General features: G+C 63.5%; 17 protein-coding genes. 5 read left to right on the top strand and 12 right to left on the bottom strand.

Annotation, left to right across the window (positions count from 1 at the left end):
- Window position 1 precedes the first annotated feature (1 nt).
- The 6 genes from pstC to BLS26_RS20080 form a co-directional block, all read right to left on the bottom strand.
- Window positions 2–1,003 carry a phosphate ABC transporter permease subunit PstC gene (pstC, locus tag BLS26_RS20105; protein WP_092513984.1) on the bottom strand — a complete coding sequence of 334 codons (1,002 nt, stop codon included), beginning with the start codon at window positions 1,001–1,003 and terminating at the stop codon, window positions 2–4.
- Between the two features lie 221 nt (window positions 1,004–1,224).
- Window positions 1,225–2,235: a phosphate ABC transporter substrate-binding protein PstS gene (gene pstS / locus BLS26_RS20100; protein WP_092513982.1), complete on the bottom strand. Its 1,011-nt coding sequence runs from the start codon at window positions 2,233–2,235 to the stop codon at window positions 1,225–1,227.
- A 140-nt stretch (window positions 2,236–2,375) separates the two neighbouring features.
- A complete protein-coding gene (locus tag BLS26_RS20095; RefSeq protein ID WP_092513980.1) occupies window positions 2,376–3,677 on the bottom strand; it encodes an ATP-binding protein in 1,302 nt (433 codons plus the stop codon).
- A gap of 60 nt (window positions 3,678–3,737) precedes the next feature.
- Window positions 3,738–4,793 carry a lysylphosphatidylglycerol synthase domain-containing protein gene (locus BLS26_RS20090; protein ID WP_092513978.1) on the bottom strand — a complete coding sequence of 352 codons (1,056 nt, stop codon included), beginning with the start codon at window positions 4,791–4,793 and terminating at the stop codon, window positions 3,738–3,740.
- Between the two features lie 279 nt (window positions 4,794–5,072).
- Window positions 5,073–5,369: a hypothetical protein gene (locus BLS26_RS20085; RefSeq protein ID WP_092513976.1), complete on the bottom strand. Its 297-nt coding sequence runs from the start codon at window positions 5,367–5,369 to the stop codon at window positions 5,073–5,075.
- Window position 5,370: 1 nt separating this feature from the next.
- Complete coding sequence (locus BLS26_RS20080) at window positions 5,371–6,765, bottom strand: OmpA family protein (protein WP_092513974.1); 1,395 nt, start codon at window positions 6,763–6,765, stop codon at window positions 5,371–5,373.
- A 168-nt stretch (window positions 6,766–6,933) separates the two neighbouring features.
- Here BLS26_RS20080 and BLS26_RS20075 point away from each other — a divergent pair, with 168 nt between their 5' ends.
- Together BLS26_RS20075 and BLS26_RS20070 are read left to right on the top strand one after the other, a co-directional pair.
- Window positions 6,934–7,992, top strand: coding sequence for a polysaccharide deacetylase family protein (locus tag BLS26_RS20075; RefSeq protein WP_092513972.1), 1,059 nt, complete (start codon window positions 6,934–6,936; stop codon window positions 7,990–7,992).
- Between the two features lie 190 nt (window positions 7,993–8,182).
- Complete coding sequence (locus tag BLS26_RS20070) at window positions 8,183–8,980, top strand: SDR family oxidoreductase (RefSeq protein WP_092518295.1); 798 nt, start codon at window positions 8,183–8,185, stop codon at window positions 8,978–8,980.
- A 126-nt stretch (window positions 8,981–9,106) separates the two neighbouring features.
- Here the strand turns inward: BLS26_RS20070 and boxB are convergent, their stop codons facing one another.
- The 5 genes from boxB to BLS26_RS20045 form a co-directional block, all read right to left on the bottom strand.
- The gene (gene boxB / locus BLS26_RS20065; protein WP_092518293.1) at window positions 9,107–10,543 is read right to left on the bottom strand and encodes a benzoyl-CoA 2,3-epoxidase subunit BoxB; all 1,437 of its coding nucleotides are present in this window, start codon (window positions 10,541–10,543) and stop codon (window positions 9,107–9,109) included.
- 168 nt (window positions 10,544–10,711) lie between these two features.
- Window positions 10,712–12,400, bottom strand: a complete 1,689-nt coding sequence (gene boxC, locus BLS26_RS20060; protein WP_092513970.1) for a 2,3-epoxybenzoyl-CoA dihydrolase — start codon at window positions 12,398–12,400, stop codon at window positions 10,712–10,714.
- A 97-nt stretch (window positions 12,401–12,497) separates the two neighbouring features.
- Window positions 12,498–13,010 carry a DUF309 domain-containing protein gene (locus BLS26_RS20055; protein WP_092513968.1) on the bottom strand — a complete coding sequence of 171 codons (513 nt, stop codon included), beginning with the start codon at window positions 13,008–13,010 and terminating at the stop codon, window positions 12,498–12,500.
- A 24-nt stretch (window positions 13,011–13,034) separates the two neighbouring features.
- Entirely contained in the window at window positions 13,035–13,850 is an 816-nt protein-coding gene (locus BLS26_RS20050) for an alpha/beta fold hydrolase (RefSeq protein ID WP_172804642.1), read from the bottom strand.
- Window positions 13,851–14,033: 183 nt separating this feature from the next.
- Window positions 14,034–15,605 (bottom strand): benzoate-CoA ligase family protein, encoded by a 1,572-nt coding sequence (locus BLS26_RS20045; protein WP_092513964.1) that lies wholly within the window; start codon window positions 15,603–15,605, stop codon window positions 14,034–14,036.
- Between the two features lie 122 nt (window positions 15,606–15,727).
- On the opposite strand from BLS26_RS20045, the gene BLS26_RS20040 reads away from it, so the two are divergent.
- The 3 genes from BLS26_RS20040 to BLS26_RS20030 all read left to right on the top strand — a co-directional run bounded on the left by BLS26_RS20040 (window position 15,728) and on the right by BLS26_RS20030 (window position 17,355).
- Window positions 15,728–16,636: a helix-turn-helix transcriptional regulator gene (locus BLS26_RS20040; protein WP_092513962.1), complete on the top strand. Its 909-nt coding sequence runs from the start codon at window positions 15,728–15,730 to the stop codon at window positions 16,634–16,636.
- Window positions 16,637–16,749: 113 nt separating this feature from the next.
- Window positions 16,750–17,109 (top strand): PilZ domain-containing protein, encoded by a 360-nt coding sequence (locus BLS26_RS20035; RefSeq protein WP_092513960.1) that lies wholly within the window; start codon window positions 16,750–16,752, stop codon window positions 17,107–17,109.
- Window positions 17,110–17,133: 24 nt separating this feature from the next.
- Window positions 17,134–17,355, top strand: coding sequence for a hypothetical protein (locus BLS26_RS20030; RefSeq protein ID WP_092513958.1), 222 nt, complete (start codon window positions 17,134–17,136; stop codon window positions 17,353–17,355).
- 110 nt (window positions 17,356–17,465) lie between these two features.
- On the opposite strand, the gene BLS26_RS20025 is transcribed toward BLS26_RS20030, so the two are convergent.
- On the bottom strand, window positions 17,466–17,828 hold the full coding sequence (locus BLS26_RS20025; RefSeq protein WP_210186242.1) for a hypothetical protein: 363 nt from the start codon (window positions 17,826–17,828) through the stop codon (window positions 17,466–17,468).
- Window positions 17,829–17,840: the final 12 nt, after the last annotated feature.

The following is a 17,840-nucleotide window of genomic DNA, read 5'->3' as shown; positions in this document are numbered from 1 at the left end:
CTCAGTTCCCCGCCTTCTTTTCCAGCCGCATCAGCATCAGCCGCGCGGCCGAGAGCACGAAGAACGTCAGCACGAACAGCAATAGCCCGAGCAGGATCAGGCCGGACTGGTGCAGCCCGTCGCTCTCGGCGAATTCGGATGCGATCGCCGCCGAGATCGTGGTGCCCGGCGCGAAGATCGAGGACGAGATCTTGAACGAGTTGCCGATGATGAAGGTGACCGCCATGGTCTCGCCGAGCGCGCGGCCGAGCGCCAGCATGATACCGCCGATGACGCCGACCCTCGTGTAGGGAATGACGACGTTGCGGACGACTTCCCAGGTGGTGCAGCCGACGCCATAGGCGGCTTCCTTGAGGACCGGCGGCACCGTCTTGAACACGTCGACCGAGATCGAGGTGATGAACGGCAGCACCATGATCGCCAGAATCAGCGCGGCGTTGAACAGCGAGAGATAGGACGGGGGACCCGCGAAGATCGTGCCCAGCACGGGAACGCCGTCGAAGATGCTGATCATGAAGGGCTGGAACGTGTTGGCCAGGAACGGGCCGAGCACGAAGAAGCCCCACATGCCGTAGATGATCGAGGGAATGCCGGCGAGCAGTTCGATGGCGAGGCCGATCGGGCGGCGCAGCCAGAGCGGACAGATTTCGGTCAGGAACACCGCGATGCCGAGGCCGACGGGAATGGCGATCATCATCGCGATCACCGAGGTGACCAGCGTGCCGTAGATCGGTCCGAGCGCGCCGAGCACCGGCGGATCGGCCGATGGCGCCCAGCGCGAGGTGAACAGGAAGGCGAAACCGTATTCCTTCATCGCGGGCCAGGCGCCCACGATCAGGGAGATGATGATGCCACCGAGAATGAGGAGCACCGAAATCGCGCAGGCGCGGGTGATCCAGTAGAAAGCGACATCGCCGAGTTTGAAGGCGCTGAGGGCCCGGGCACGATCGTAAGGTCCAGCAGCAGCTTCCATTACGTCGCCTTGAACCGCCATGTCTGCCACGCCAATCCCCTGTACTTATAACCCATCGACCCGAATCCGATGCACGGGTTTTGCAGCCGGTTTGGCCGCGAATTGTTCTTGGTTCTTACGGCTGTGTTCTTGGTGTTGTTATTGCCCTGCCCCGCCGGGAGGGAAACCCAACCCGGGGTGAAGCCGGGTTGGGCGGAGGGAGCAGGCTCCCGTTGTCGTGTGAGTTCGTTATCGCAAGATCGAAACGGACCTTAGCTCTTGATGTCGGCCGACCAGGTCTTTTCGATCAGCTTGACGACCGAGTCCGGCATCGGGATGTAGTCGAGTTCTTCAGCCATCTTGCCGCCCTTTTCGAACGACCACTTGAAGAACTTGATGGCTTCCTGGGACGCTGCCTTGTCGGTCGCATCCTTGTGCATCAGGATGAAGGTCGCGGCAGTGATCGGCCAGGAGGCATCGCCGGGCTGGTCGGTCAGGATCACGTAGTAGCCGGGCGCCTTGGCCCAGTCGGCGTTGGAAGCGGCCGCCTGGAACGCTGCGATGGTCGGCTGCACGGTCTTGCCGCCCTTGTTGATCAGCGCGGTGTAGGTCAGCTTGTTCTGCTTGGCGTAGGCGTATTCGACATAACCGATCGCGTTCTTGGTCTGGCCGATGTTGCCGGCAACACCTTCGTTGCCCTTGGCGCCAACGCCCGCCGGCCATTCAACCGCGGTGCCGGAGCCGACCTTGGTCTTCCACTCGGCGTTCGACTTCGCGAGATAGTCGGTGAAGTTGAAGGTGGTTCCCGAACCGTCGGAGCGGCGCACCACGGTGATGGCGTCGGTCGGCAGCTTCAGGCTCGGATTGAGCTTGGCAATCGCGGCGTCGTTCCACTTGGTGATCTTGCCGAGATAGATGTCGCCGAGCACTTCGCCCGACAGCACCAGCTCGCCCGGCTTGATGCCTTCGAGGTTCACGACGGGGACGATCGCGCCCATCACCATCGGCCACTGCACCAGGCCGTCCTTTTCGAGCACTTCGGCCTTCAGCGGCGCGTCGGTGGCGCCGAACGTCACGGTCTTGGCCTGGATCTGCTTGATGCCGGCGCCGGAACCGATCGACTGGTAGTTCAGACCGTTGCCGGTCTCCTTTTTGTAGGCGTCAGCCCACTTCGAATAGATCGGGAACGGGAAGGTGGCGCCCGCGCCGGTGATATCGGCCGCGAAGGCCGACGTCGAAGCGGCGACCAGGCCGGCAGCGACGATTGTCTTGATGAAATTCATGGTTGGTCTCCATCTGGTGAGCGAAGCGTCTGATACGCCCGATCGCGCTCACGCCGCCCGTTTAGGTGCGGTCGATAGAGCTTTTACGAAGGTTTGATGACAGTTGGATGACAGGCACAAGCGACTGAAATCGCTTGCCTTTATGCCGGTATCGAGGTCTTCGCCTGGGGAAAACAGGCGGTAAAGGTCGCCCCGTTTTTGGGCACGCTTTCGATCAAAAGCCGGCCGCGATGGCGGTTAACAATATGTTTCACCAGCGATAAACCGAGCCCGGTTCCACCCTGCGCGCGGCTGTCGCCGACATCGACCCGGTAGAAGCGCTCGGTCAGCCGCGGCAGATGTTCCGGGGCGATGCCGGGGCCGAAATCGCGCACCAGCACGCGCAATTCCGGCGCGCCCTCGGCGGAGTTGGCCTGGACCAGCGACACGATCACCCGGCCACCGGAGGCACCATATTTGAGCGCGTTCTCGATCAGGTTTTCGAACAGCCGCAGCAACTCCTCGCGGTCGCCCGGGATCGTCGCCGGCGTTTCCGGCAGGTCGATCTCGATCGCGACCTGGCGCTCCCTCGCCAGCGGTTCCAGCCCGTCGGCGACCTGGCGGATGATCGGCACCAGATCCACCGAGGTGTCGGGGCGGACATGGGCCGACAACTCGACCCGCGACAACGACAGCAGGTCGTCGATCAGCCGCGCCATCCGCGTCGCCTGCGCGTGCATGATGCCGAGAAAGCGCTCGCGCGCCTTGGCGTCGTCGCGGGCCGGTCCCTGCAGCGTATCGATGAAACCCGACAGAGCCGCGAGCGGCGTCCGCAGTTCGTGGCTGGCATTGGCGACGAAATCGGCGCGCATCTCTTCGACCCGCCGCAGCGGCGTCTGGTCGTGGAAGGTCATCAGCATGCATTTGTCGGTGCCGCCGAACAGCGTCGGCACCGGCACCGGCGTAATGATCAGTTCCATCCAGCGATCGACCGGCACGTGGTCGAGATAGGTCGCACGGCGCGGCTCGGTGGTCGCGATCGCCTCGCGCAAGGCCGTGATGATCTCGGGCGAGCGCAGCGCGAACTGGGCCAGTTCGTTCTTGCGCAGCGCCGGCGCGAGCTGGGCGGCCGCGGCGTTGAGGTGCAGGACGCGGCCGGCGCGGTCGAGCAGCACCGCCGGATCCGGCATTCCGGCCACGACGGCGCTGACGGCGGCGGCCTCGACCGGATTGACCCCGCGGACGTCCTCGCGGGACGTGACCGCATTATGCAGCCGCCACGGCACCAGGGCTGCGGCAGCGATGCAGAGGAACACCGCAGCGGCGCGCGCCGCCGAGAGTTCGGCCAGCACCACCAGCACGGAAAGCGCGATCGCCGCGACCAGCAAAATAATGGCCGCATGGCGCAGGCGGTCCGGCCATGGCGCAAAGAAGGTGGATGAGGAGGAATCGTCTATCGCCATCGCGCCGGCTTTCTTCCCTCTGAATTATCGAGGCGTCTTATCGAGGCGCTTTCCGCGTCCTCAGGCGCCGGAGTCTCCGCGCTCGCGCACATAGACCGCCTCATGTCTCGGCTCGGCGTCCGGGCCAGGCGTCAACTGGCGCAGGCGCTTGAGTCGCGCCCCGATGATAACCTCCCGAAACGTCAGCAAGATTACAGATATGACGAAGGGCGCAATATAATAGAGCACGCGGAACAATAGCATCCCGGCTAGCAGGTCTTCCCGGTCCATCTGCCACAGGCCTACCAGCATGGCGGCGTCGAACACCCCGAGCCCGCCGGGCGAATGGCTGGCAAAGCCTAATAGTGTCGCCGAGACGAATATGACGGCGACGACGACGAAGCCCAAATTGGGCTCGTCCGGCACCAGCACATACATCGCCAGCGCGCAGAACCCGAGATCGACGATGCCGATCGCGATCTGCAGCAAGGTCAGCGGGCCACCCGGCAGCGTGACGGTCCACGGTCCGCGGCCGACGCCGCGCGGCTGGGTCCAGACCCAGACCACGTAACCCACCAGGCCGACGATGATCGCGAACGCCGCGACGCGGTTGAGCCAGGCCGGCAACTGGTCGATCGAGGCGGCGGCCTCGGGATGATAGGCGATGCCCAGTCCCAGCACCGCGGCATTGCCGAGCCAGAAGGTCAGCCCGGCGAGGAAGCAGATCTTGGCGACGTCGATCGCGTTCAGTCCCCAGGCCGAATAGATCCGGTAGCGCACCGCACCGCCGGTGAAGACGCTGGCGCCGACATTGTGGCCGATCGAATAGGAAGTGAAGGCAGCGAGCGCGTTGACGCGATAGGGAATGTGTCCGTGGCCGATCGCGCGCACCGCGAACCAGTCGTAAAATGTCAGCGTGAAATAGCCCGCCGCCACGAACAGCGCCGCCAGCCATATCTGGCGCGGCTCCGTGCCCTTGATGGCCTCGATCACCTCATTGGAGTCGATGCCGCGCAGCATGTGATAGAGCACGTAGCACGCGATCGCGATGACCGCGACGCTAATCACAACCCCGAGCTTATGCAGGACTTGCTTCTGGCGCAGAAACGAAATCGCCCTGCGTATTGCTTCCAGCATCTAGACCTCGAATTGCGATCCCGCGGCGGCGCCAACGGAGCGAAGCCGCCAGCGCCACGCTGCTCCCCGACCCCTCTGGTAGCGCGTTTTGGGCCAGAGTGGAATTCGCCGAACGACAATAAAACGCGCTTCTTCAACATATTAGGCCGGGTAGATGACAGCGGAAGCACAGTTTTGCTGCATTTGGCGCCCCCCAAATGAGCTTTCAGTACGGGAAACGGACCGGCTGACAGCGCGGGACGGCGGCAGGGTTGGGCCATGACCTGCCCTGCATCGGCGTCAGGCCGCAGGCTGGCTGCGCGAAACCACCCAGTTGCGCAGCCACGATCCGATCGCGCAGCCGCCAAGATACAGCGCAAACATGATCAGGCCGAGGTCGAGCCAGTAGCCGAAACGGCCGGGAACCACGCGGGTGAGGGCCGCCGCAACCAGCGCCGCCGCCAAGGCCGCCAGCGCCCATCGCCATTTCCGGGGAACGCCGTCGCCGTGCTGGACCACGGAAATCCAGCCCATCGCCAGCCCAAGCAGCGCTGAACCCAAAAGCCAGCCCCAATAGAATGTCGCCAGATAGGCCATGCTATTTCACCACGAAATCGATGCGGCGGTTCTGCGCCTTGCCGTCTTCGGTATCATTGCCGGCGATCGGCTGCGCGCTGCCGTAGCCGACCGGCATGAAGCGGTTCGCCGCCAGCCCTGCCCTGACCAGATAATCGGTGACCGCCTGCGCCCGCTTCTCCGACAGCGTCTGGTTGGCCGCCTCGTCGCCGTCGGTATCGGTATGTCCGGCAATCTCGATATTGGCGTTCGGACAGCGCAGCGCGGTTTCGATCAGGCGATCGAGCAGTCCGGCGGAATCCGCCACGATATCGGCCTTTCCCGATTCAAACCGGATCCGCGCCTTGCCGAGCAATTCGGCGAATAGCTGCTGACAGACGGTGGCATCGACCGGCGCCGCGGCAGGTTTCACCGAAATTTCCGGCTTGAACTGCCAGCCTTGCGGAAAATCCTTGCCCAGCCCTGCCCGGATCTGATTGGCGGCGGCTTCATAGAGCGCGTCGCCCGACAGTTTCACCTCGCGGTCGCTGACCACGAGCGTGCCGGTCGACAGCCGCGATAGCGCGCCGAGCGCGGGCACCACCGCATTGGCGAATCCGCCTGGCGCGCCGACACTGGCCTTGAGATTGTCGACCACCTTTTCAGAGAAGAACTTGCGGCCCGCAGCCGCCACCAGCGCCGCATGGACGTTGTTGTCGGGTACATAGCCGGTCAGCGTCAGCGTCACCGCGACCGGATCCTTGTAGGCCTGGAAGATGTAGGGCGGTGCCTTGACGTCGTTGGTCGCCACCGAAAACCCTTCGGGAAGGTTCTTCAGCGCGGCGGATATCGCTTCCCTGCCGCCGAGATCGCGCGCCATGCCCGACAGGCTGACCTTGGTGTCCGACAGCGTGATCTTGCCGTCCTTCAATTTACCGATCTGGTCGAGCAACAACAGCGCGGCGTTGTCGAAACGCGGTGGCGCGCCGCGCGACAAATTCATGCGATCGACGACCTCAGTGCCACCGAGACTGGCGCGCGCCGCCTCGGTCAGCTTGGTTTTGCTCGCCGGCAGCGGCGAACTGCCTGACAGCGTCACCCGGACGACATCGCGCTCGGCCGACCAGACGAACGGCTTGGCTTCGGGAACGAGACGGGTTTCGTCATTGACGAGACGCACGCCCGGTACGGCTTCGACCGAAGCGACCGCGCTCTGACGGCCGTCTTCCGAGAACGCGTCCGCCACGAAGGTCACGTCGCGGCCCTCGACCGCGATACGCGTCTTGTCGAGCACAGTATCCTTCAGTGCGGCGGTGGAACGCTGCGCCAGATCGGCTTCCAGCGGTTCGGTGCTGGTCCAGGCCGCGATAGCCCAAAAGACGGCCAGCGGAATTACCCCCGGCCACCATTTGCTGCTCCACCTGAAAAGTCCGTGCATTCGAGGTCCTGCGGATCCGGGGGAATTGAGAGAAAACAAACCCTTGCGAGGCTGTCAAACCCGAAATACCACAGAAACCTCGGCGCGCGGGTATTTGGTCCGGCTAACCTTTTGTTCAAGGGTCAGCCGTTAACTTGCAGTCGAACTCCAACCGGCCGACCACTTGTGATGAAGCAGCTCCGCAACACCGTTATCCGGGCCGGACTGGAAGTGCTGTCCCGGTCCGGGGTGCATCACCTGCTGCGACCAATCTTCGCAGGTGTCGGCGCCGTTTTCATGCTGCACCACGTCCGCCCGGGACGCGACGCCGAATTCCAGCCCAACCGTCATCTCGAGGTCGAGCCGGAATTCCTGCGCGCGACGTTGCAGCATCTGCGCGCGCTCGACATCGACCTCGTCACCATGGACGAAGTGCATGCGCGGCTTTCGCAACGCCATTTCGCGCGGCGTTTCGCCTGTTTCAGCTTCGACGACGGTTATCGCGACAACCGCGATTTCGCGCTGCCGGTGATGCGCGAATTTGACGCGCCCATGAACGTCTTTGTCGCCACCGATTTCGCCGAAGGCACCGGAAGGCTGTGGTGGGTCGCGCTCGAGCGGGTGATCGCCACCGCATCCTCGATCGAAATCCCGATCGGCGGCAACACGACGCGCCTCGATACCTCAACGCCGGCAACCAAGCAGGCCGCGTTCGACCGGATTCACGACTGGCTGCGCGCTTTGCCCGGCGAACACGACCAGGAACGCGAAATCTCGGCACTCTGCGCGCGCCGTGGCGTGGACGAGGCCGCGATCGCCCGCGAGCTCTGCCTGTCCTGGGACGAATTGAAACCGTTCGCAGACGATCCGCTGGTCACGATCGGCGCGCACACGATCAGCCATTGCAACCTCGCCCGACAGTCCGAAGCGACCGCTTCGTTCGAGATCGCCACCAGCCGGGCGCGGATCGAGGATGCGCTGCAGCGGCCCGTGCTGCATTTCTGCTATCCCTATGGCGACCGCAGCGCCGCCGGGGTACGCGAATTCGCAGCGACGAAGGCGGCGGGATTCAAGACCGCGGTGACGACGCGGCCGGGCATGATCTATCCGGAAAGCGCCGACCACCTGACAGCGCTGCAACGGGTCTCGCTCAACGGCAATTACCAGGACGTCCGCATCCTCCCCGTCCTGACCTCCGGCACCGCGACTGCGATGTGGAACGGCTTTCGCCGCATCGACGCGGCGTAAGCCGTCGTCCCTGCGAACGCAGGGACCCATAACCACCGGCTGCAATAGTTGAAGAAGGTGGCAACTCCATCGCCGACCCGATAGGCCGCGGCGTATGGGTCCCTGCGTTCGCAGGGACGACAGAAAATGGGTTCCTTGACTCGCTCCGCGCCCACGCCCAAAACCTCCGTCAAATCAAATGGAGGAACGCATGAAGGATCTGTTTTCGCTGAAGGGCCGTATCGCTGTCGTGACCGGCGGGTCGCGCGGCATCGGCAAGATGATCGCGGCGGGATTTCTCGCCCAGGGGGCGGCGAAGGTCTACATCACCGCGCGCAAGGCCGGGCCCTGCGAAGCCACCGCGAAAGAACTTTCGGCCGCCTATGATGGCGAGTGCATCGCGCTGCCGATCGACATTTCGACGGTCGAAGGCTGCGACAAGCTCGCCGCCGAAATCATCAAGCTGGAGCCGAAACTCGACATCCTCGTCAACAATGCCGGTGCGGCCTGGGGCGCGGAATTCGACGAATTCCCCGAAAGCGGCTGGGACAAGGTCATGGACCTCAACGTCAAGTCGCTGTTCTTCCTGACCAAGGCGCTGGCGAAGCCGCTACGCGCCGCGGCAAGCCACGCGCGGCCGGCCAAGGTCATCAACGTCGCCTCGATCGACGGCATCTTCGTCAACCCGGGCGAGACCTATTCCTACGCCGCGAGCAAGGCCGCCGTTATTCACCTGACGCGGCGGATGGCGACCAAGCTGATCAAGGACAACATCAACGTGACCGCGATCGCGCCGGGCGCGTTTGCCTCCGACATGAACCGGGCCGCGCGCGACCACGGCGACGATCTCGCCGGGCGAATTCCGTCCAAGCGCATCGGCACCACCGAGGACATGGCGGGCGTTGCAATCTACCTCGCTTCGCGCGCCGGCGACTACGTGGTCGGCAACACCATCGCGGTCGATGGCGGCGTGGTGTACGCGAATGCCGGGATGGAGATTTCGGGTTAGTTCAAAGCTGTCATCACCCGCGAAGGCGGGTGATCCAGTAAACGCAGGCGCACATTAAAGAAACGCCGCGGCCAACTCACGCTGGCCGCGGCGTACTGGATACCCGCCTTCGCGGGTATGACAGCCTTAGGTATCTATCTTCACGTATTCGAAATCGCCGGGCTTGTTGTCGATGCCGACCTTGGGCGGCGAAATCCACGAAGCGTACTGACCGGTTTCGGTGACCGGCTTCATCAGCGAAGCGATGAAGTCACCGTCGGCGGATGACGGCAGCCATTCGCCCTTGCGCTTGTTCCAGGTGGCGTCGTCGATCAGCAGGCCCTCGGGCGTGGCGTGGATATCCCTGAACTCGCCGATCTGGCGATGGAACGCGACGTTCGGCAGCGTCAGCTTGAAGTGGAAGCCGGCCAGCGAAATGATCTTGTTCCAGCGCAGCATGCCCTTTGCGCAGTCCTGCGTGTAGTCGTCGCGCAGCCGCATGTTGAGCGCGGTCAGCGCCGGCTCGTCGACGCGCTTGATCACGCCGTCGACCAGCTTGAGCACCGGATAGGTCGCGCTCTTCAACTGATGATCGTCGTCGATCTGGGTTTCCTTGTAGCGGCCCTTGATGCCGGCATTGAAGGCGTTCGCCGCATTGGTCGAGACTTCCGAACCAAAGAGATCGAGTGACAGCGAGTAGTGCAGGTGCAGCTTCTTTTGAATCGTCGGCAGATCGATGACCCCCAACGCGCGGACCTTGGCGATATCGTTGGGATCCGTGATGCCGGCTTCCTTCATCGCCTCGCAGGTGCGCTGCACGACGCGGCTGATGCCAGTCTCGCCGACGAACATGTGATGCGCCTCTTCGGTCAACATGAAGCGGCAGGTGCGCGACAGCGGATCGAAGCCGGACTGCGCCAGCGAATGCAGCTGCATCTTGCCGTCGCGGTCGGTGAAGTAGGTGAACATGAAGAACGACAGCCAGTCCGGCGTCGCTTCGTTGAAGGCGCCGAGCATGCGCGGTGAATCCGCATCGCCCGAACGACGCCGCAACAAATCATCGGCTTCCTCGCGGCCGTCGCGGCCGAAATATTTCTGCAAGAGATAGACCATCGCCCAGAGATGGCGGCCTTCCTCGACATTGACCTGGAACAGGTTGCGCAGGTCGTAGAGCGAGGGCGCGGTCTTGCCGAGATGACGCTGCTGTTCGACCGAGGCCGGCTCGGTGTCGCCCTGGATCACGATCAGGCGGCGCAGCGTGGCGCGATGTTCACCCGGGACTTCCTGCCAGGCCGGCTTGCCGTAATTCTCGCCGAAGGGAATGACGCGGTTCTCTTCCTGGGGCGCCAGCAAAATGCCCCAGCGATATTCCGGCATCTTGACGTAGTCGAACTTGGCCCAGCCGCGCGGATCGACCGAATAGGCGGTGCGCAAATAGACCAGCGACTGCTGAAAACCTTCCGGCCCCATGTCGCTCCACCAGTCCATGTAGCCGGGATGCCAGCCCTCCAGCGCCTTCAGCACCTGGCGATCTTCACTGAGATTCACGTTGTTGGGAATCTTGGTTGAGTAGTCGACGTTCATGAAGTTCATGGCGTGCTCCTTGCTCGCTCTCGTGTCCCGGACGCGGTGCAGCGCGAAGCGTTGCGCCGCAGAGCCGGGACCTAGTTCTTCGTCGTTTCCTTGGTCGTCACGTGGGTCCCGGTTCTGCGAAGCAGCGCAAGCGCGCTGCATCGCGCCCGGGACACGAAATCACACCCGCGTCATATCGAACTGCGCCTTTTGCCCGGTGCCGTAGCGGCGCAGGGCGCCGTTTTCGCCGACCGCGTTGGGGCGCTGGAAGATCCAGTTCTGCCACGCCGTCAGGCGCGAGAAGATTTTCGATTCCATCGTTTCGGGCCCGACGAAGCGCAGATTGGCTTCCATGCCGGTGAGGCCGTCGGGCGAGAACGATGTGCGTTCTTCGAGGAACACCCGCACTTCGTCGTCCCAATCGATATCGTCGAGCGCGAAGGTGACGAGGCCGAGCTCCTCGGCCTCTTCGGCATCGAGGCTGGTGCCGATGGTGGCTTCGGCGCGGTCCATATCGGCGGGATCGGCCTGGAAACGCGACTGCAGCCGGGTCAGGCCATGGCTCATCGGATAGGGACCGAAATTCATCGCCGTGAGTTCGATCGACGGCGGTTCGCGGTTGTCGCCCTGCTTCTGGCCGATCAGCATGTAGGAGCGGTCGGCGGCGAACACGAGTTCGGCCAGCGTGCCGACAAAGCATGAACCGGGCTCGACCAGGGTCACCAGCGTGCGCGAGGTGACGTCGATGCGCTTCAGCACCCGCTTCCAGTACTGCCTGATCTCGTTGACCAGCCAGTGCGCCTTGTTGGCTTCCAGGAAGGCGTCGGCAGCGATGACATTGGCGCGATCGCCATGCGACTTGAACAGCAGCATCGCGATTTCGAGTTCGTTGATGCGCAAGTGAAGAATGGCGTCGTCAAGCTCGCGCGCGACCTGCAGCGGCCAGAACGCGGCCCCCTGCGCGATCAGGCCGTCGATATCGGCCGGGGGTGCGGCCTCCGGCGCCTTCATCGAAATGGTCGCGATCCGGGTCGCGCGATCGATGTCGACGCTGACGAAACCGTAGCGGATTGAGGTGTCGTCGATGATGCGATGAAGCGGCGTCAGCGCGATGCCCTTGCCGCTGCCGTTGCGCTTCGAGAGGCCGGCGAATTCTTTTACGCGTTCGGCGATTTTTGCCTCTAACTTGCTGTTCGGCGCGATCTCGTCGACGAGGCGCCATTGCACGGCGCGCTTGCCCTTGATGCCTTCCTCGATGGTGCAGAAGAAATCGGCATGGTCGCGGCGCACCTTGCGCTTGTCGACCACGCGGGTCAGCCCGCCGGTGCCCGGCAGCACTGCCAGCAGCGGCACTTCCGGCAGCGACACCGCGGCGGCGCCGTCGTCGGCGAGGATGATGTGATCGGTGGCGAGCGCCAGTTCGTAACCGCCGCCGGCCGCCGTGCCGTTGACCACGGTGATGAAGCGCTGTCCGGAATTCTCGCTAGAATCCTCCAGACCGTTGCGGGTCTCGTTGGTGAACTTGCAGAAATTGACTTTATGGGCGTGGGTGGAGCCGGCCAGCATGCGGATATTGGCGCCGGCGCAGAACACCCGGTTCTTGCCCGAGCGCATCACCACGACCTTCACGTCCGGATGTTCGAAGCGCAGCCGCTGCACGGCGTCGGCGAGTTCGATGTCGACGCCGAGATCGTAGGAATTCAGCTTGAGCTGATAGCCTTCGAACAACCCGGCATTCTCATCGACGTCCATGGTCAGCGTCGCTGTGTCGCCATCGACGGCGACCTTCCAGTGCCGGTAGCGCGACGGATCGGTTTGGAAATCGATAAATTTTGCGCCTCCCGCGAGGACGCGATCTTCGCCAGCCATTGGGCCACCCTGACGCTTTTGTTGGCTTATCTGATATGCACAATAATGCAGGTAATCGACCGCGTCCAGCCTAAAACGCGCCAACATGCATTTTATTTCATGTCCGGCTGAGGGCCGAAAAGGCCACCCAATCGGCCTTGGCGAGCAGCGGCTTCTCCAGTTTGGCCTTGATCAGGCCCGCCAGCACAGCCACCGGAAAGCCATCCGCAAAACCGTCGCCGCCGGCGCTGCGGCTGCCGAGGGCTGCGAGTTCGCCGAGCGCCTCGCGGAACAGCCGCGCCGCGGCGTGCGGTTTCTGCATGCGCAGCCGCAAATTCGCGGTCGCGATCAGGATGCAGGCGCGTAGCAAAATCCGCTCGCGGCCGCCCTGCGGCGCCGCCGCCCATACCGCTTCGAGGATCTCCTGCGATTCCCAGAAATAGCCACGGTCGTTCAGCGACATCGCATAACGCAGCGCCGGATGACGCGCCGGCACATAGCCCTGGAAGCGCGACGGCACCAGCAGGGTTACCTGCGCCAGCGTTTCGTAATCGGCATTGGCTTCGTCGGTTTCGCCGGGCACATAGGCCCATCGCGGCAGCGGCAGATTGGCGGCCGGCGATATCGTCATCAGGGCATAACCCCGATCAGCAGACTACGCGGCACGCCCCTGCGAACCGTGGACACGCAACACCGCGTTGGCGAATTCCGTGATCGCATCCAGCGTCGGCCCCGGCGCCTCCCGATGCGGCTGATGTCCCGCCCCCGGGATAACAGTCACATCGACAGGACAATAGCACTCTTCCTGGGCGATCTCGACCTGACGCATGGTCCCATACACGTCATCCACACCCTGCAGGATCGCTGTGGGCACGCGGATGTAAGCGAGATATTCGGAAATATCCCAGTTGCGGAAAGCCGGATCGAGCCAGGCCCCGTTCCAGCCGTAGAAAGCGTTGTCGACATCCTTGTGCCAGCGCGCCAGTTTGTCTTTCAGGTCGGTGGTCTCGTAGGCGGTCCTGATGGCGGCGATCGAGGCCACCGAAACGTCCTCGACGATGAAGTGCGGCGCGATCAGCGCGATGCCTTCGACCCGATGATCCTGGTGCGAACCGGCATAGATCGCCGCGATCGACGCGCCGTCGGAGTGACCGACCAAGAGGCCGCGGCGGAAGCCGATTTTATCGAGCAGTTTCGGCAGCACCTCGCGCGCCTCGATGTGCATGTAGTCGACCGGCCGCGGCAGCTTTGCGGGTGTCGAGGCGCCGTAGCCCGCGCGCGAATAGGCGAACACACCGGCACCGGTCGCAGCCTGAAGTTTTTCCGGAAAATCGCCCCACAGCCCGGCCGAGCCGAGCCCTTCATGCAGCATGATGATGGTGGGCGCGTCCGCCGGCTGCGGCCCGATCATGCGGTATTCGAGTTCGGAGGTGCCGACGGTAAGGAAGCCGGTGGGGGAGAGGGTTGTCATTGTAACCGCTCCCATCGCAACACGGCGCGGTGAGCTCTCTCCCCCCTTGCGGGGGAGAGTTGGAGAGAGGGGTAGCCACGGGCACCGCCGTTGCGGCTTACCCCTCTCCCTAACCCTCCCCCGCAAGGGGGGAGGGAACGAGCGTGTTTCATGGCGACACCTCGCATATCAACCACGCTCGCATCATGACTTGACCGTATCGCCATCCCGCAACTTGAACCGCTGAATCTTCCCGGTCGCCGTCATCGGCAATGAATCCACCACGTCGATCCAGCGCGGATATTTCCACGGCCCGATCGTCTGCTTGACGTGTTCCTTCAGCGCCTCATACAGGCCTTCGATCTTGCAATCCGGGCGCAGCACCACGAACGCCTTCGGTTTCAACAACCCCTCGGAATCGGCGTGCGGCACGACGGCGGCTTCCAGCACCGCAGGGTGCGCGATCAGCGCGCTCTCGACTTCGAACGGCGACACCCAGATGCCGGAAACCTTGAACATGTCGTCGGCGCGGCCGCGAAACGTGTACCGGCCGTCGGCGTCGCGGGTGTATTTGTCGCCGGTGTAGGTCCAGTGGCCCTGGAAGGTGCGACGGGTTTTGCTGCGCTGGTTCCAGTAGCCTTCAGCGGCCGAAGGCGCCTCGACCAGGAGCTCGCCGACCTCGCCGTCCGGCACGTCGCCGCCCTCGTCATCCACCAACCGCACCTTGTAGCCCGGCACGGCACGGCCGCAGGAGCCGTACTTGATGTCCCCGGGCGCATTCGACAGGAAGATGTGCAGCAGTTCCGTCGAACCGACACCGTCGAGGATGTCGACACCGAAACGCGCCTTCCAGGCATTGCCGACCGATTCCGGCAACGCTTCGCCGGCGGATGCGCAGATGCGCAGACGCGCGCCGGCGCGCTCGCTCTTCGCCGCCTCGTCGTTCAACATCGAGGCGAACAGCGTCGGCGCGCCATAGAAGATGGTCGGATTGTACTTGTTCAGGAGCCCGTACATCCGCGCCGAGGTCGGCCGCTCCGCATTCAGCACCGCGCTGGCGCCGACCGACATCGGGAAGGTCAACGCGTTACCAAGCCCGTAGGCAAAGTACAGCTTTGCCGCAGAGAGACACACGTCGCTCTCCCTGATGCCGAGCACCTGCTTGCCATAGGTTTCGGCGGTCGCCTGCAGATTGGAGTGCAGGTGGCGGACACCCTTGGGCATGCCGGTCGAGCCCGATGAGTAGAGCCAGAACGCAGGTTCCTCGGCATGCGTCGCCACCGTGGCGAAGGAATCGCTTTCCTTCGCAAGCTCCTCGGACAGCAGCCTGTGGCCGAACGCCTTTTCGCCGGACACCACAACGCATTCGAGGTCCGGCATCCGCCCGACGATGTCCTTGACGGTCGGATACAGCGCCTCGGAGACGAACAGAACCCGTGCGCGGCTGTCGGCCAGGACGTAGGCGTATTGATCGGTCGTCAGCATCGTGTTGAGCGGCACCGGCACGACGCCGGCGCGGATCGCGCCGAGGAACACGCAGGGGAAATCCACCGTGTCGAGCATGATCATCGCCACCCGCTCTTCGCGGCGGACGCCAAGCCGGCGCAGCATGTTGGCGACCCGGCAGGATTGCTTCTGCAAGTCGCCGTAGGTGAGTTCGGAGACGGTATCGGTGAAAGCGAGCTTGGCGCCGCGGCCTTCCTCGACATTGCGGTCGAGCAGCCACGTCACCGCATTGTAGGAACCGGCACTGTTGGAACCGGAGTTGCCACTCACGACGCTTCTCCCCAGATTTTAAGAATTATAATTCATATAAAGCCACTGTACGCGCTTGCTGTCAATCTTCTTCGGCACTATCCTTCCAAGACGTGCATATCCTTGGACGTTCTTGGGCGGAAATGACCGACACCAGCGATCCCGAAACCGGCTTTCTCGAAGCGCTCGGCCAGCGTGTCCGCACCATGCGCGCGCTGCGCGGCATGTCGCGCAAAGTGCTGGCGAAAGTATCGGGGATTTCAGAGCGCTATATCGCGCAACTCGAAGGCGGCAAGGGCAACGTCTCGATCGTGCTGTTGCGCCGGGTGTCGAATGCGATGGGCGCGCATCTGGAAGATCTCATTCCCGCGGCAGAACCGGCGCCGGACTGGGCCGTGATCCGCGATTTGCTGCGCAAGGCAACGCCGGCCCAGATCGCGCAGGCCAAAGACGCGCTCGCCGGCAGCAGCCATTCGACGCAACGGCGCAGCTCGTTCTCCGGCATCGCTTTGATCGGCCTGCGCGGCGCCGGCAAGTCGACGCTCGGCAAGATGCTGGCGAAGAAAATCGGCTGGAGCTTCGTCGAGCTCAACAAGGAAATCGAGGCGCAGAACGGCCTCTCCGTCGCCGAGATCATCGCGCTCTACGGCCAGGAAGGTTTTCGCCGCATGGAGCAGGCAGCACTTGGGCAATTGCTGTCGCGGAAAGAGCTGATGGTGCTGGCGACCGGCGGCGGCATCGTCTCCGAGCCTTTGACCTTCGATCTGATCCTGTCGTCGTTCTACACGATATGGGTGAAGGCCGATCCGGAAGAGCACATGGCGCGCGTGCGTCGCCAGGGCGACCTGCGCCCGATGGCCGACGATCGCTCGGCGATGGCCGAGTTGCGCAACATTCTGATCAGCCGCGAGCCGCTGTACGCACGCGCGTCCGCTGTGGTCGATACCGCAGGGCTGAGCGTGGACGCCGCGGCGGCGCGGCTTAGCGATGCGGTGGCACCGGTGCTGCGCAGCGACGCGCAGGCGTTCGGCCTGCGCAGCGCGGCTTCCTGATCAGATATCCGCGATCTGCCTGCCGTTAACCACCCGCCCAGATCGTGCGAGCGGTCGCAACAATGCAGCCTCAAATAGTGTTATCGAAACGTTAAGCGAACGGAGGACAGATCATGCTTGAGCGGCGTCGGCTGCCCCGAAGCCGTGTCTATTACGGCGGAATAATCGCATTTAACGGCCGTAACTCGACGCTTGCCTGCGTGGTGCGCAACTTCAGCACATCAGGCGCGAAGATCGAATTTGAAAACCCGGCCCTCGTCCCCGACGAGGTGGACTTCACCATCGCGCGCAAGGGGCTCGGGTGTCGGGCGCGCCTTGCCTGGCGTGATCGTGACTCGGCAGGCCTGGTGTTCTCCGATTTGCCCGAGGCCAACGGTGTCATTCCGCTGGAGTGGGCACGCAAGCTGCACGCTAGCGAGCGAATCAACCGACAACTGCAGTCACGTCTCGATCAGCTTCGCTCCGAACACTGAACAGCGGCAGGCGAAATTTCGCATATGAGCACCGTTGAAGACGAAGACGTTCTGTTGCTGACAGCCGCAAAGCCGCCGAAGGCGCGGCCGCGCCGTCTTCGCGCGATATTTCTGGCGGTAGCCACGGCGCAATACACGATTGTCGCGATCTGCGTCAGCCTGTCGGTCGCAGGCATCCTGCGCTATCTGGTGGCGCCGCAGATCGTCGCCAGGTTCGAAGCGATAGCAGCGGCACTCAAGCACTAGGGCCGCTTCGGTTCTGATTGAATCAGAACTGGACCCTACTCTTTTGTTTTGACGCGTTTTCTTTACGCGAACCGGCGTCCACTTCGCTCGAAAACGCTATAGGCGCCTGATCAGATATCCGCGATCCGGCAGACTTCCTCATGGAAGATCAGATAGCGCCGTGGCGCGATCAAATGCGGCGTGTTCTCGCGCCACCACATCGCGGCCTCGGGGCTCTTCACGCCGAGAATGCCGACCGCCGGAAGCGCCTCCACCGCATAGCCCGCAACCAGTTCGGCGCGGCCTCTGGCGACGGCGAACCATTGGCCGAGCCATGACCGCGGCATCGACAGCACGCCGAGCCCGAGAAACCTGCTTTGGCCGGAATAGCGCGCCACCGGCAAATCGAGGCCGACCCATTTCTGCCGCACCCATAATGGCGCTTCGCCGGGCGGCGCTGCGATAATACGGATGGTCCAGTCAGGTCTGTTCACGATGACTCCCAC

Source organism: Afipia sp. GAS231 (genome assembly GCF_900103365.1).
Lineage (GTDB): Bacteria > Pseudomonadota > Alphaproteobacteria > Rhizobiales > Xanthobacteraceae > Bradyrhizobium.
This window is presented reverse-complemented; position numbering and strand designations above follow the sequence as displayed.